Raw genomic sequence first — 13,546 nt, 5'->3', positions numbered from 1 at the left:
GCCCGCGCGGCCGTGCCGTACGGGCACCCGGAGCCGATCGGGAGGTGCCGCATGACGCGCGAGCAGCCGGGCCGGATGATGGCCGCCGAGATGGCCGAGCAACCCGCCGTACTGCGCCGCATCCTCGCCGAGGGCGCCCCGGCGATCCACCGGGTCGCCGAACGGATCGCCGCGCACGGACCGCGCTTCGTCCTGCTGACGGCCCGGGGCACCTCCGACAACGCGGCGCTGTACGCCAAGTACCTGCTCGAAGTGCGGCTGGGCAAACCGTGCGGCCTGACCTCGATGTCGGTCTTCACGACCTACGGGGCGCGGCCCGACTTCACCGGCGTGCTGGTGATCACCATCAGCCAGTCCGGCGGCTCGCCCGACCTGGTCGCCTCCACCCGCGCCGCCCGCGAGGCCGGCGCGCTCACCCTGGCGGTGACCAACAACGCCGATTCGCCGCTGGCCGCGGTCTCGGAGTACCACCTCGACATCCTGGCCGGTCCGGAAAGGGCGCTCCCGGCCACCAAGACGTACACCGCCTCCCTGCTGACCCTCTTCCTGCTCGTCGAGGGGCTGGGCGGCGGGGACGGCGCGGCCGCCCTGGCGCTGCCCGAACCGGCCGAGCGGATCCTCGCGCGCGGTGCGGAGGTCAAGCAGCTCGCCGCCCGCTACCGCTTCGCCGAGCGGATGGTCCTCACCTCCCGCGGCTACGGATATCCGACCGCGAAGGAGGCCGCGCTGAAGCTCATGGAGACGAGCTACATCCCCGCCCTCTCCTACTCCGGCGCCGACCTGCTGCACGGCCCGCTCGCCATGGTCGACAACATCTCGCCCGTCATCGCCATCGTCACCGACGGCAAGGGCGGCCAGGCGCTCCAGCCGGTGCTGGAGCGGCTGCGCGGACGGGGCGCCGACCTGTTCGTCGTGGGTGGCGAGGCGGAGGTCGCCAAGGCGTCGGCGGGCTTCGCCCTCCCGACGGCGGGCGTCCCCGAGGAACTCCAGCCGGTACTGGAGATCCTGCCGCTCCAGATGCTGGCCTACGAGATCACCATGGCCCGGGGGCAGGACCCCGACGCGCCGCGCGCCCTGGCGAAGGTGACGGAGACCCGCTGACGCCTGGCCCGTACGGCGTTCCGCACGGCGGCGCGGGGGGAAGAGAGCCCGGGAGAGCGGGCCCGGAACCACTTCGGGCCGCGGCGCCTGACCGGGACCCTCGACCCGGTCGGCACCGCAGCCCGGAGCCGTCACCGGCCACCGGGTGCGCGGGGTGTGCGGACCCCACGGCCGGCGAGGCCGATGGGAGGCCGTGGCGCGATCAGGGCAGAGAGCGCCGGGCCTCGCTCCGCCCTCCTGTGCGGGGAAGGCGGAAGTTCTGCTCACTCATTGTGGACTAGACCATTCGCCGCTGTCCATGCCCGTGCGCCCGACAGGCGGAAACCGATGACGCCGCCCACCGCGGGTAGGCTCACAGCCGTGCCCTCCATGAACGACCTCGTACGCCAGCACACCGCCCTGGGCGACTCCGACCTGGAGTGGCTGCACCTGCTGGTCTCGGAGTGGCAGTTGCTCTCCGACCTGTCCTTCGCCGACCTCGTGCTGTGGGTGCCCACCCTCGACGGCACCCGCTATGTCTCCGTCGCGCAGATGCGGCCCAACACCGGCCCGACCTCCTACCAGGACGACATGGTCGGCCACCTGGTGCCGCGCGGCCGTCGCCCGATGCTCGACGCCGCCCTCGACGAGGGCCGGATCGTCCGCGAGGGCGACCCGGAGTGGCGCGAGGAGGTCCCGGTCCGTGTCGAGTCCATCCCCGTACGCCGCGAGGGCCGGGTCCTGGGCGTCATCGCCCGGAACACCAACCTGCTGACCGTGCGGACGCCGAGCCGGCTGGAGCTCACCTACCTCCAGAGCGCCTCCGATCTCGCCCAGATGATCGCGAACGGGACCTTCCCGTTCCCCGGCCAGCAGGTCGACATGGACGCCTCGCCGCGCGCCGGCGACGGCCTGATCAGGCTCGATGCCGAGGGCATCGTGCAGTACGCCAGCCCCAACGCGCTCTCCGCCTATCACCGCCTCGGCCTCGCGGCCGACCTCGTGGGGCATCATCTGGGCGGGACCACCGCTCAGTTGGCACCGTCGCGCGGGCCGGTGGACGAGTCGCTGGCCAAGCTCGCCAGCGGCTGGGCGCCACGGGAGTTCGAGGTCGAGGGCAGTGACGGGGTGATCCAGCTCCGGGCGATTCCCCTCAAACCCAAGGGAAACCACATCGGTTCGCTCGTACTGCTGCGCGACGTCACCGAACTCCGTCGCCGCGAGCGAGAGTTGATCACCAAGGACGCCACCATCCGGGAGATCCACCACCGGGTGAAGAACAACCTCCAGACCGTCGCCGCCCTGCTGCGCCTCCAGGCCCGCCGGATCGGCTCGCCCGAGGGCCGCGAGGCGCTGGAGGAGGCGGTCCGCCGGGTCGGGTCCATCGCGATCGTCCATGAGACGCTCTCGCAGAATCTGGACGAGCGCGTCGAATTCGACGAGATCGCCGACCGGGTCCTCGCCATGGTCGCCGAGATCTCACCCGGCCGGGTGGCCGGCCGGCGCACGGGCCGCTTCGGCATCCTGGACGCCGAGGTGGCCACACCGCTGTCGATGGTGCTGACCGAACTGCTCCAGAACGCCATGGAACACGGCTTCGGACCGGGGGAGCACGGCACGGTGGAGATAACGGCCATGCGCAGCGGCACCCGCAAGGACGCGCGCCTGCTGATCTCCGTCCAGGACGACGGCCGCGGCCTGCCGGAGGGCTTCGACCCGCAGCGCGCCGGCAATCTCGGGCTGCAGATCGTCCGCACCCTGGTCGAGGGGGAGATGGGCGGCACCTTCGACATGGTGCCCGCTTCCGGGCGGGGAACCCGGGTCGTCCTCGACATCCCGGTGGGCGCCGAGAAGTCCTGACCGCGACCGGTACGTCCCGACCGCGCGGGCCCGGTCCCGAACGGGACGGTTCGTACCGCGCGGGATCCGTACCGCGTGGGATCGACGCCATGAAAGCACTGAGCCCCGGACCTGGATCAGGTCCGGGGCTCAAAGCTTTTAGCGCATCCGGGGGGTACTGCGCGCTGCGGCTCGGGGGCCGAGGGGTGTTGGTCAGGCGCTGGCGTTACGCGCCCGGTTGCGAGCGGCGCGGCGCTTCATGGCGCGGCGCTCGTCCTCGCTGAGGCCACCCCAGACGCCGGAGTCCTGGCCGGACTCGAGCGCCCACTGCAGGCACTGCTCCATGACGGGGCAGCGGCGGCAGACGGCCTTGGCTTCCTCGATCTGCAGCAGCGCAGGACCGGTGTTGCCGATGGGGAAGAAGAGCTCCGGGTCTTCCTCGCGGCAAACGGCGTTGTGACGCCAGTCCATGGCTGCTCCATCTCCTCGTTATTGCGGCTACGTTGCTTGTGAATGTGAACGCTTTCACGAATCCCCCCGCAAGGGAAGGGCTGACTACCAGTCGGAACTGGGGCAGTCCAAGAAAAAGGGAGGGGGTTCGGGCTGAGTCGGGGAGCCTTGAAGAGCGGCCGTCCCGATCGCCATGAAGAGACTCGCAAACCTCGGCGGCGGATACAACCCCTTCTGGAAAGTTTTTTTTGATTCCTCGGTGTCGGCTAGGTCACAGCCGTACTTCCAGGGGGTGGAACCCAGCCTAAACGTTCGAGTGGAAGGACTTTAGGCCCTACCACTCACACAATCACACGCAGTGCATGGCGAACGCCTGTGAACGTCACGCTTCTCCGCAGTCCGAGGTGGTCACCGTCCATCTGGAAGGGCAGTGGGGCCTGGGAATGCAAGGTGAAGGCCGTCTGATCGTGCAGGGATACGGCGTGCTTTCCCTGCGGACCCCGCTCGGGGGTGGAGGTCAGCAGCTGGGTCACGTACCGGCCGGCCGTCGCGGCGGACAGTTTGGTGAATCCCAGCACGTCAAGGGCGGTGTCGAAGGACGCCTGGGGTGAGGCGTAGACCGGCCGGTTGCCCAGATAGGTCCACGGCGCGGTGTTGCAGATTATCGACATGACGAGATTGTCGATCGGCTCCTCGCCCGGCCGTTCGAGGGTGATCGTGCCGTGTCGGCGATTGGTCTCGCCGAGGAAATGGCGCATCACCTGTCGCACATACAGGGCGTGTGTCGAACGCTTGCCGCGCTCGCGCTGCTGCTCCACCCGGCCGATGACCCCGGCGTCGAACCCGAATCCGGCACAGAAAGTGAACCAGCGGGACGGTACGGCCTCGTCCTCCGTGCCCGGGGTCCCGGCCGCCAGTCCCAGACCGACCGTGCGTTCGGTGCCCTCGCGGAGCGCGTCCAGCAGGGCACCGGTCGCCTCCACCACGTCATTGGGCAGGCCCAGCGCACGGGCGAAGACATTGGTGGAACCGCCGGGGACCACGGCCAGCCGGGGCAGGCGCTCGGTGTCGGGGCCGTCGTGCAGCAGACCGTTGACGACCTCGTTGACCGTGCCGTCACCGCCGAGCGCGACCACCAGATCGGTGTTGCCGTTCTCCGCCGCCCGGCGCGCGAGGTCGCGGGCGTGCCCGCGGTACTCGGTGGTGGCGACCTCCAGCTTGAGATCGCTGGCGAGCGCGTGGACCAGGACATCGCGAGTACGGGCACTGGTGGTGGTGGCCGAAGGATTGACCACGAGGAGCGCGCGCATGCGCGCCAGCCTACCTACCTGTCGGTACACGACCCATCCCCGGCCTGTCTCCCGCCCCCTCGGTCGCCCGCTTCCACCGTGCGTCTGCGGCTACCCTGCAGGGGTGAGCAGTAAGCAGTCCGCGTCGAAGACCCCCCGTAAGAGCGCCGCCCAGAGCGCCGCACGGCCGCAAGCGTCCCGGGCCGCCGAGCCCGCGGGCCCCCGGCCGGCCCGGCTGACGGCCGCCGCCGCGCTGAGCGCCCTGGAGGGCGTCGCGCTGCTGGTCGCCGGGGTCTATCTGCTGGTCATGGGTCTGCTGGGCAAGCCGGACAGCCCGCAGCAGGCCGAGATGGGCGGGCTGACGGTGCTGGCCCTGGGCGCGCTGCCGCTGGTCGCGGCGCGCGGGCTGTGGCAGCTGCGCAGCTGGAGCCGCGGGCCCGCCATGATCACTCAGATCATGGCGCTGCCGGTGGCCTGGACGCTGTTCAACACCGGCGGCGCGCTGATCGCCGCGGGCATCGCGCTCGCGCTGGTGGCCGTGGGCACCCTGGCGCTGCTGGTGAACCCCACGGCGACCGAGGCGCTCGGCATCGGCCCCCGCGAGTCGTAGGCCCCGCGGGGCCCGGTGTCACCGGCACGGGAGTGATCCGGGACGTATCCGCCCGGGAGGTCCTCCCTGCGGCTACTCCTCGATCAGCAGCCGGTCCCGCAGCTGGGCCAGGGTCCGCGCCAGCAGCCGGGAGACGTGCATCTGGGAGATGCCGACCTCCTGGGCGATCTGCGACTGGGTCATATTGCCGAAGAAGCGGAGCAACAGGATCTTCTTCTCGCGCGGCGGCAGATCCTCCAGCAGCGGCTTGAGGGACTCGCGGTACTCCACGCCCTCCAGCGCCTCGTCCTCCGCGCCGAGGGTGTCGGCGACCGCCGGGGACTCGTCGTCGGTGTCCGGGACGTCCAGGGAGAGCGTGCTGTAGGCGTTGGCCGACTCCAGGCCCTCCAGCACCTCCTCCTCGGAGATCCCCAGCTGCTCGGCCAGCTCATGGACGGTGGGCGCCCGGCCGTGCCGCTGGGACAGCTCCGCGGTCGCGGTCGTCAGCGCCAGCCGCAGCTCCTGGAGCCGGCGCGGCACCCGCACCGCCCAGCCCTTGTCGCGGAAGTGCCGCTTGATCTCGCCGACGACCGTGGGGGTGGCGTAGGTCGAGAACTCCACCCCGCGGTCCGGGTCGAACCGGTCCACGGACTTGATCAGGCCGATCGTGGCGACCTGGGTCAGATCGTCCAGCGGCTCGCCGCGGTTGCGGAAGCGCCGCGCCAGGTGCTCCACCAGGGGCAGGTGCATCCGCACCAGGTGGTTGCGCAGCTCGGCGCGCTCGGGCGAGCCGTCCGGAAGCGTCCGCAGCTCGATGAACAGGGCCCGGGCACCGCTGCGGTCGTGCGCGTCGGGGCGCTGATGCCACTGCTGGTGCTGGTGCTCTTCCATGTGGTCCGCCCGCTCTGGTGGGTCGCTCGCCTCGGCCGGTGCCGGGTTCACCGGCTCTCCCGGGTCTCCCGGAAGCGGTCGGGCAGGCTGCTGCGGGATGGCCGGGGTACGCACTCCCCGCGGCGATGCAGTACTCACGGAGCCCCCTCTTCCGTCACGGCTGTCCGGGGCCGGCGCCGCGCTTCTTGTGCAGGCTGATGCTGACCGTACGGTCGTCCGCGACGGTCGAGTCGACCTCACCGGCCAGGGCGGAGAGCACCGTCCAGGCGAAGGTGTCGCGCTCGGGCGCGCGGCCGTCGGTGGTGGGCGCCGAGACCGTCACCCGGAGCGCGTCGCCCACCAGGCGGAACACGCAGCTGAGGACGGAGCCGGGCACGGCTTGTTGCAGAAGGATCGCGCACGCCTCGTCGACGGCGATGCGCAAGTCCTCGATCTCGTCGAGGGTGAAGTCCAAACGGGCCGCGAGGCCGGCTGTCGCCGTCCGCAGCACCGACAGGTAGGCACCCGCAGCGGGCAGCCGGACTTCCACGAAGTCCTGGGTCCCGGGCTCGCCTGCGATTGGGGACACCCTCACCTCCAAGGTGGCACAAGCTTCTTGAGCTGTTACGAGCAGCGCCGGTCCCGCGCCCTGGATGCCCTCCGGGGCGGAGGGCGGCGTGGGCCGGTGCGGCACATGGTTCGGCTGCGACGCTATCGCGATCTGGGGGTTTGTGGAGCAGCCCCGCGACTGTCACTCATGGTAAACCCATGAGCACGGACAGTGGCTAGGGGCTTGCGGTCTCAAATCGAAAGAGCGGTCGCCCTGTTGGGATTTTCGTCACTCTGCGCGAGCGCCGCAAGGGTGCGGAGCGGTTCTCCGGACATCCGTTGCACCGTCCACTCGTCCATCGGCTCGGCGCCGAGGGAGCGGTAGAACGCGATCGACGGTGCGTTCCAGTCCAGCACTGACCATTCGAAACGCTCGTAACCGCGGTCCACGCAGATCCGCGCGAGCTCCGCGAGGAGCGCCTTGCCGTAACCGGCGCCGCGCGCCCGCGGCCGGACGTAGAGGTCCTCCAGATAGATACCGTGCGTACCCGTCCAGGTGGAGAAATTGCGGAACCACAGCGCGAAGCCGAGCGGTTCACCCATCGCGAGGCCGTCACTCACGGAGCTTTCGTCACTCTCCGCTATCAGTGCGAAGACCGCCGGATGGGCCCCGAACAGCGCCTCGCGCAACTGCTCCTCGGTCGCCCGCGCGTCCGCCAGCGCCCGTTCGTACTCGGCGAGTTCGCGGATCATGGCGTGGAGGGCCGGAACGTCGGCGGGGGTGGCGGGTCGGATCATGGGTGCATGCTAGCGGTCGGCGGTGACAGCGCTCCGGCGGCCGGGTCCGCAGGCCGGTCCCGGGCAGGGCGGGGGCGGCCCTCCGGCGGGCCGCGGGGTCAGACGATCCGCTGGTCCACGTAGCACCAGCGCCAGCTCTGTCCCGGCTCGAAGCTGCGCATCACCGCGTGCCCGGACTCCGTGAAATGGCCGGTCGCGTGCCGGTACGGCGAGGAGTCGCAGCACCCGACGTGCCCGCAGACCAGGCACAGTCGCAGCTGCACGGGGTGGCTGCCGGCCGCCTCGCACTCGGGGCAGGTGGCGTGCAGTGGCACCGGCTCAAGGCGCGGCAGCTCGGGAACGTGCGGGCACTCGCTCATGATTGCCAGATTAGATCGCACTGCCGAGGGATGGAGACGGGCGGATGGGGACGGGCGCGGACCGATGGACGTAATGCCACTGCTGATGCTCGTCGCGGCGAGCGCCGCGATCGCGGGCGCGGCGCGGCGCACCCCGGTGCCCGCGCCCCTGATGCTCGTCGCCGCCGGGCTCGTCGCCGCGTACGTGCCGGGCGTGCCGGACTACACCCTCGATCCCGGCATCGTGCTGCCCCTGCTGCTCCCGCCCCTGCTGCACACGGCCGCGCTCGAAAGCTCGTACCTCGATCTGCGGGCCAACATCCGGCCCGTCGCGCTGCTCTCGGTCGGTTATGTGCTCTTCGCGACCCTCGCCGTCGGCTACGTCACCTATCTGGTGGTGCCCGGCCTGCCGCTGACCGCGGCCCTGGTGCTCGGCGCGGTGGTCGCCCCGCCGGACGCCGTCGCCGCCACGGCCATCGCGCGCCGCCTCGGCCTGCCCTCGCGGATCACCACGATCCTCCAGGGCGAGTCGCTGGTGAACGACGCGACCGCGATCACCGCCTTCAAGGTGGCGCTGGCCGCCGCCGTCGGCGAGGGCGCCACCTGGGGCGAGGGGCTCCGGGAATTCGCGGTGGCCTCGATCGGCGGGGTCGGGGTCGGGCTGGTGCTGATGGTGCCGCTGCACTGGCTGCGCAAGCACCTGCGCGAACCGCTGCTCCAGAACACCCTCTCCCTCCTCATCCCCTTCGTCGCCTACGCGGCCGCCGAGGAGGTCGAGGCGTCCGGGGTGCTCGCCGTCGTGGTCGTCGGCCTGTGGCTCGGACACCACTCCTGGCAGGTGGACTTCGCCACCCGCCTCCAGGAGGCGGCCGTGTGGAAGATGGTCTCCTTCGTCCTGGAATCCGCCGTGTTCGCGCTCATCGGCCTCCAACTGCCCGTCGTGCTGCGCGGACTGGGGCAGTACGGGCTGGGGGAGACCGCGCTCTGGTACGCCACCGCGGTCTTCGCCGCCGTCGTGGTCACCCGCTTCGTCTGGGTCTTCCCCGCCACGTTCCTGCCGCGAGTCCTCTCCGCCCGGATCCGCGCGCGTGAGCCCGACACCAACTGGAAGGCGCCGTTCGTCGTCGGCTGGGCCGGGATGCGCGGCGTGGTCTCGCTCGCCATCGCCTTCTCCATCCCCGTGACCACGCACAGCGGCGAGCCGTTCCCCTCCCGCAACCTCGTCCTCTTCCTCACCTTCAGTACCGTGATCGGCACGCTCGTCGTCCAGGGTCTGACCCTGCCCACGCTGATCCGCCTGCTGCGGCTGCCCGCTCGCGACCGGGGCGCCGAGACGCTCGCCGAGGCGCAGGCCCAGAGCGAGGCGTCCACCGCCGCCGAGCGCCGCCTCGACGAGCTCCTCGCGGAGGGCGGCAACGCGCTTCCGTCGCCCCTCGCCGACCGGCTGCGTACGGTCCTGGAGCGGCGCCGCAACGCGGTGTGGGAACGGCTGGGGGCGGTCGACGAGGCGACGGGGGAGTCCGCGGACGACATGTACCGGCGGTTGGCCCGGGAGATGATCGAGGCGGAGCGGGAGGTGTTCGTCTCCTTGCGGGACGCTCGCCGGATCGATGACGAGATGCTGCGGACGCTGCTGCGGCGGCTGGACTTGGAGGAGGCGGCGGCCTATCGGGAGGAGTGAGACCGGGGGCGGGGAATCAGACCCCCGCCGGTGGTCCCGTGATCACCGCCGCCACCGTCGTGCCCCTCGCGAAGGTGCCCTCCTCGGTCAGGGTGGTCAGGCCGTACAGCGCCTTGGCCACGTAGAGCCGCTCCAGCGGAAGGTCGTGCCGCTCGGTGAAGTCGTCGGCGAAGGCGTCCAGCTCCGGGGTGGACCTGGCGTAGCCGCCGCCGTGGAAGCGCTCCTCCAGCCGCCAGGAGCCGCGCCGGCCGCCGAACGCCTCCCGCTGGAGGTGGTCGATCTCCGCGCCGAGGAAGCCGCCCTTGAGGACCGGGAAGCCGATCGCCCGCTGGCCCTCGCCCAGCCCGGCCGCGAGACCCGCCAGCGTGCCGCCCGTGCCGCAGGCGACGCCCACGACGTCCGCCATGCCGCGCAGCTCGTGGCCGAGCGCCGCGCAGCCGCGCGCGGCCGCGGCGTTGGACCCGCCCTCGGGTACGACGAAGCAGTCGTCCCCCGCCTCCGCGACGAGCTCGGCCAGCACCTCGGGCTCGGCCTTGCGCCGGTACAGCGCGCGGCTGACGAAGCGCAGCCGCATGCCGTCCGCCACGCAGCGCGCCAAGGAGGGGTTGAGCGGCCGGTCCGCCAGCTCCTCGCCCCGGACGACGCCGATGGTGGCGAAACCGAGCAGCCGGCCCGCGGCGGCGGTGGCCCGCAGGTGGTTGGAGTACGCGCCGCCGAAGGTCAGCAGCGTGCGCCGGCCCGACTCGGCGGCGGCCCGCAGATTCGGCTCCAGCTTGCGCCACTTGTTGCCCGGAAGCCGCGGATGTATCAGGTCGTCCCGCTTGAGGAGCAGCCGTACGCCGTGCCGGGTGAACCGCTCGTCGGGCAGCTCCACGAGCGGGGAGGGCAGTCGCGGCCGCAGCGCGGCGGGTCCGGCGGCGTCGGCGGAGAGGTCGCTGGTCACGTCTCTATTGTCACTTCTGTCGTCACTTGAGCCGGTCACGGACCCGTTCGCGCAGCCATTCCATGGAGAAGCCGACCGGATCCAGCTTGCCCGGCCGCCATTCGAGATGGCCGATCACGGACCGCTCGCTCCAGCCGTGGAAGCGGCAGATCGCGGCCGCCACCTGCTCGATGGCCAGGAGCTGCTCCTCCGGCCAGGGGTCCTTGCCGTCGCCCCGGTTGACGCACTCGAAGCCGTAGAAGTGGACGTTGCCGTCGGTGTCCGCCCAGCGGACGGGCGGCAGCCGCTTCTCGGCGATCACCGCCTGGAGCACGTCGCCGTCACCGCCCCCGGCGTGGTTGGCGCGCCCGCAGCCGACGAGGTGGATCACGCCGTCCTTGGCGATGACGCCGTGGCCGAGGGGGCCGGGCAGCTCGTCGTAGCCGTTCCAGCACAGCCGCACGCTGCTGTCGGTGCCGGAGGACGCGGTGTGGTGGATCAGCACGCCGTTGACCGGGCCCCAGGGGCCGTGCCCGTCCCGGTTGTGGTCGCGCCAGCCGTCGACCTCGACGACCGTGGCGCCTTCGCGCCGCAGTGCGGCGAGGAACTCGTTCGCGGACATGGGTGGGGCCATGCCGCCCTCCTAGCGAAATCGCGTGGCATACGCCGGACGCGTAGGCCGAATGACCCCCTTTTACCCAAAAGTTCGCAGGTGGGCCGGGCGTTCGGATATCGTGCGAGCCGATTCGGCCTCAGGTCGAAAATCTCATCGTCGACACGGAAGCGCGAGACTGAAGGACAGTGGATTACCAGGCCGTTCTCGAAGAGGTCGCCGCGTTCGCGCGGCCACTGGTCGGCCGCGGCCAGGTGGCCGACTACATCCCGGCGCTGGCCGGCGTGGACACCGGTCACTTCGGCATGGCGGTCGTCGACATCGACGGCGGGGTGTACGGCGTGGGGGACTGGGAACGGCCGTTCTCCGTGCAGTCCATCTCCAAGGCGTTCAGCCTCGCGCTGGTCCTCGCGGAGGGCGGCGAACGCATCTGGGAACGGGTCGGCACGGAACCGTCCGGAAATCCCTTCAACTCCCTCGTCCAGCTCGAATACGAGAACGGCATCCCCCGCAACCCCTTCATCAACGCAGGCGCCCTCGTCGTCACCGACCGGCTCCAGACGCTGACCGGCGACGCCAGCACGACGATGCTGGAGTTCCTGCGCGCGGAGAGCGGCAACCCCTCCGTCGCCTTCGACCCGGCCGTCGCCGCGTCCGAGACCGAGCACGGCGACCGCAACGCCGCCCTCGCGTACTTCATGGCCAGCTACGGCAACCTCGACAACCCCGTGCCCACGGTCCTGGAGCACTACTTCTGGCAGTGCTCCATCGAGATGAGCTGCCGCGACCTCGCCCTCGCGAGCGGCTTCCTGGCCCGCCACGGGCTGCGCGCCGACGGCACGAGGCTGCTGCCGCGGCGCGAGGCCAAACAGGTCAACGCGGTCATGCTGACGTGCGGCACGTACGACGCCGCCGGCGACTTCGCGTACCGGGTGGGGCTGCCGGGCAAGAGCGGCGTGGGCGGGGGCATCGTCGCCGTCATACCGGGGCGCTGCACGCTGTGTGTGTGGAGTCCGGGGCTGGACGCGCGGGGGAACTCCGTGGCGGGGGTGGCGGCGTTGGATCACTTCACGACGCTTACCGGGTGGTCGGTGTTCTGACGGGCCCCTGGTGGGGTGGCGGGGCGCTTGTTCGTACCGCATCTTGGTGCTCATGGAGCATGAGTTGCGGGCGGAGTATGAGAACGGCGGTGTTCGCAGTTGGCACGTCGTGCGGGAGGACTCCGCGACGGCTATGTGCGGGCGGGAGCTGGATCCTTCGGCGGAGACGCGGTCCGTGGATGACTGGGGGACGTCCGGGCTTCCGTTGTGTCACTCGTGTGGGGCGCTGTATTTGCGGGAGGTGCCGTAGTCGGTGACCGGTGGGGTTTTCCCCGACCCGCCCCTTCCCATAACTGGGGGCAAGCCCCCAGACCCCCTTTGTCCTCAAACGCCGGACGGGCTTGGTCGGCTAAGGGCAGCGGATGACCTGGCCCGCGTAGGACAGGTTGCCGCCGAAGCCGAAGAGGAGGATCGGCGCGCCGGAGGGGACCTCGCCTCGGGAGACCAGTTTGGAGAGGGCCAGCGGAATGCTGGCCGCCGACGTGTTGCCGGACTCCGTGACATCCGTGGCGATCACGGCGTTGACCGCGCCCAGCTTGCGGGCGACCGGTTCGATGATGCGGAGATTGGCCTGGTGGAGGACGACCGCGGCCAGGTCCTCCGGGAGGACGCCGGCGCGCTCGCAGACCTGGCGGGCGATCGGCGGCAGCTGGGTCGTGGCCCAGCGGTAGACGGACTGGCCCTCCTGGGCGAAGCGGGAGGGCGTGCCCTCGATCCGTACGGCGTGGCCCATGCCCGGCACCGAGCCCCAGATCACGGGGCCGATCTCCGGCTCGGCGGAGGCCGTGATCACGGCGGCGCCCGCGCCGTCGCCGACCAGGACGCAGGTGGAGCGGTCGGTCCAGTCCGCGACGGCGGTGAACTTCTCCACGCCGATGACCAGCGCGTTCTTCGAGGAACCGGCGCGGATCGCGTGGTCGGCGCTCGCGAGGGCGTGGGTGAAGCCGGCGCAGACGACGTTGAGGTCCATCACGGCGGGGGAGGGCAGGCCCAGCTCGGCGGCGACGCGCGCGGCCGTGTTCGGGCTGCGGTCGACGGCCGTGCAGGTGGCGACGAGGACGAGGTCGATGTCCTCGGGCGCCAGCCCGCTGTTGGCCAGCGCCTTCGCGGCGGCCTGGCCGGCCATCGAGGCGACGGTCTCGTCGGGCTCGGCGACCCGGCGCGTGCGGATGCCCACCCGGGAGCGGATCCACTCGTCGCTGGTGTCGACCATGGTGGCCAGCTCGTCGTTGGTCAGCACCCTGGCCGGCTGGTAGTGGCCGAGGGCGAGTACACGGGACCCGGTCATCGGCGGCTCCTCCTGCGCGGGCGGACGGTGGTGAGTACGGGACCAATAGTCTTGACGGTTGGCGGCCGGTAGACGGGTATGTGATCCACCAATCTTCTGGCCGGATAACTGGCACAAACCTCAGGGGCCCGGCCGCGTCC

General features: G+C 71.2%; 15 protein-coding genes. 6 read left to right on the top strand and 9 right to left on the bottom strand.

The window, feature by feature from the left end; translation table 11 throughout:
• Positions 1–51: 51 nt before the first annotated feature.
• Positions 52–1,101, top strand: a complete 1,050-nt coding sequence (locus ACZ303_RS31170; RefSeq protein ID WP_467343842.1) for an SIS domain-containing protein — start codon at positions 52–54, stop codon at positions 1,099–1,101.
• A gap of 369 nt (positions 1,102–1,470) precedes the next feature.
• Positions 1,471–2,940 carry a sensor histidine kinase gene (locus ACZ303_RS31165; protein WP_467343856.1) on the top strand — a complete coding sequence of 490 codons (1,470 nt, stop codon included), beginning with the start codon at positions 1,471–1,473 and terminating at the stop codon, positions 2,938–2,940.
• A gap of 192 nt (positions 2,941–3,132) precedes the next feature.
• Here ACZ303_RS31165 and ACZ303_RS31160 read toward each other — a convergent pair whose 3' ends face one another.
• Together ACZ303_RS31160 and ACZ303_RS31155 are read right to left on the bottom strand one after the other, a co-directional pair.
• A complete protein-coding gene (locus ACZ303_RS31160; protein ID WP_003953983.1) occupies positions 3,133–3,390 on the bottom strand; it encodes a WhiB family transcriptional regulator in 258 nt (85 codons plus the stop codon).
• 320 nt (positions 3,391–3,710) lie between these two features.
• Positions 3,711–4,679 carry a diacylglycerol/lipid kinase family protein gene (locus ACZ303_RS31155; RefSeq protein WP_467343841.1) on the bottom strand — a complete coding sequence of 323 codons (969 nt, stop codon included), beginning with the start codon at positions 4,677–4,679 and terminating at the stop codon, positions 3,711–3,713.
• A 103-nt stretch (positions 4,680–4,782) separates the two neighbouring features.
• Between ACZ303_RS31155 and ACZ303_RS31150 the strand changes: the two genes are divergently transcribed.
• Positions 4,783–5,268 carry a hypothetical protein gene (locus ACZ303_RS31150; RefSeq protein ID WP_467343840.1) on the top strand — a complete coding sequence of 162 codons (486 nt, stop codon included), beginning with the start codon at positions 4,783–4,785 and terminating at the stop codon, positions 5,266–5,268.
• 72 nt (positions 5,269–5,340) lie between these two features.
• Here the strand turns inward: ACZ303_RS31150 and ACZ303_RS31145 are convergent, their stop codons facing one another.
• The 4 genes from ACZ303_RS31145 to ACZ303_RS31130 form a co-directional block, all read right to left on the bottom strand.
• On the bottom strand, positions 5,341–6,276 hold the full coding sequence (locus tag ACZ303_RS31145) for an RNA polymerase sigma factor SigF (RefSeq protein WP_467343839.1): 936 nt from the start codon (positions 6,274–6,276) through the stop codon (positions 5,341–5,343).
• Positions 6,277–6,292: 16 nt separating this feature from the next.
• Positions 6,293–6,706, bottom strand: coding sequence for an ATP-binding protein (locus ACZ303_RS31140; RefSeq protein WP_030366270.1), 414 nt, complete (start codon positions 6,704–6,706; stop codon positions 6,293–6,295).
• A 212-nt stretch (positions 6,707–6,918) separates the two neighbouring features.
• Positions 6,919–7,464, bottom strand: a complete 546-nt coding sequence (locus ACZ303_RS31135; protein WP_467343838.1) for a GNAT family N-acetyltransferase — start codon at positions 7,462–7,464, stop codon at positions 6,919–6,921.
• Positions 7,465–7,562: 98 nt separating this feature from the next.
• The gene (locus tag ACZ303_RS31130; protein WP_467343837.1) at positions 7,563–7,823 is read right to left on the bottom strand and encodes a UBP-type zinc finger domain-containing protein; all 261 of its coding nucleotides are present in this window, start codon (positions 7,821–7,823) and stop codon (positions 7,563–7,565) included.
• A 64-nt stretch (positions 7,824–7,887) separates the two neighbouring features.
• Between ACZ303_RS31130 and ACZ303_RS31125 the strand changes: the two genes are divergently transcribed.
• Positions 7,888–9,483 carry a Na+/H+ antiporter gene (locus ACZ303_RS31125; RefSeq protein WP_467343836.1) on the top strand — a complete coding sequence of 532 codons (1,596 nt, stop codon included), beginning with the start codon at positions 7,888–7,890 and terminating at the stop codon, positions 9,481–9,483.
• Positions 9,484–9,499: 16 nt separating this feature from the next.
• Here the strand turns inward: ACZ303_RS31125 and ACZ303_RS31120 are convergent, their stop codons facing one another.
• On the bottom strand, positions 9,500–10,426 hold the full coding sequence (locus tag ACZ303_RS31120; RefSeq protein ID WP_467343835.1) for a 1-aminocyclopropane-1-carboxylate deaminase/D-cysteine desulfhydrase: 927 nt from the start codon (positions 10,424–10,426) through the stop codon (positions 9,500–9,502).
• Between the two features lie 22 nt (positions 10,427–10,448).
• Positions 10,449–11,039, bottom strand: coding sequence for an N-acetylmuramoyl-L-alanine amidase (locus ACZ303_RS31115; RefSeq protein ID WP_467343834.1), 591 nt, complete (start codon positions 11,037–11,039; stop codon positions 10,449–10,451).
• Positions 11,040–11,206: 167 nt separating this feature from the next.
• Between ACZ303_RS31115 and ACZ303_RS31110 the strand changes: the two genes are divergently transcribed.
• Positions 11,207–12,118, top strand: a complete 912-nt coding sequence (locus tag ACZ303_RS31110) for a glutaminase (RefSeq protein ID WP_467343833.1) — start codon at positions 11,207–11,209, stop codon at positions 12,116–12,118.
• 52 nt (positions 12,119–12,170) lie between these two features.
• Positions 12,171–12,368, top strand: a complete 198-nt coding sequence (locus ACZ303_RS31105; RefSeq protein ID WP_467343832.1) for a hypothetical protein — start codon at positions 12,171–12,173, stop codon at positions 12,366–12,368.
• 99 nt (positions 12,369–12,467) lie between these two features.
• Here ACZ303_RS31105 and ACZ303_RS31100 read toward each other — a convergent pair whose 3' ends face one another.
• A complete protein-coding gene (locus ACZ303_RS31100) occupies positions 12,468–13,406 on the bottom strand; it encodes a beta-ketoacyl-ACP synthase III (RefSeq protein ID WP_467343831.1) in 939 nt (312 codons plus the stop codon).
• Between the last annotated feature and the right edge of the window lie 140 nt (positions 13,407–13,546).

The organism is Streptomyces sp. NPDC023527, from assembly GCF_055560115.1.
This window is presented reverse-complemented; position numbering and strand designations above follow the sequence as displayed.

Excerpts from the sequence above, each read along its gene's own strand:
- ACZ303_RS31170 (WP_467343842.1), top strand. The coding sequence starts at position 52 with ATGACGCGCGAGCAGCCGGGCCGGATGATGGCCGCCGAGATGGCCGAG.
- ACZ303_RS31165 (WP_467343856.1), top strand. The coding sequence starts at position 1,471 with ATGAACGACCTCGTACGCCAGCACACCGCCCTGGGCGACTCCGACCTG.
- ACZ303_RS31160 (WP_003953983.1), bottom strand. The coding sequence starts at position 3,390 with ATGGACTGGCGTCACAACGCCGTTTGCCGCGAGGAAGACCCGGAGCTC.
- ACZ303_RS31155 (WP_467343841.1), bottom strand. The coding sequence starts at position 4,679 with ATGCGCGCGCTCCTCGTGGTCAATCCTTCGGCCACCACCACCAGTGCC.
- ACZ303_RS31135 (WP_467343838.1), bottom strand. The coding sequence starts at position 7,464 with ATGATCCGACCCGCCACCCCCGCCGACGTTCCGGCCCTCCACGCCATG.
- ACZ303_RS31130 (WP_467343837.1), bottom strand. The coding sequence starts at position 7,823 with ATGAGCGAGTGCCCGCACGTTCCCGAGCTGCCGCGCCTTGAGCCGGTG.
- ACZ303_RS31125 (WP_467343836.1), top strand. The coding sequence starts at position 7,888 with ATGGACGTAATGCCACTGCTGATGCTCGTCGCGGCGAGCGCCGCGATC.
- ACZ303_RS31115 (WP_467343834.1), bottom strand. The coding sequence starts at position 11,039 with ATGGCCCCACCCATGTCCGCGAACGAGTTCCTCGCCGCACTGCGGCGC.
- ACZ303_RS31105 (WP_467343832.1), top strand. The coding sequence starts at position 12,171 with ATGGAGCATGAGTTGCGGGCGGAGTATGAGAACGGCGGTGTTCGCAGT.
- ACZ303_RS31100 (WP_467343831.1), bottom strand. The coding sequence starts at position 13,406 with ATGACCGGGTCCCGTGTACTCGCCCTCGGCCACTACCAGCCGGCCAGG.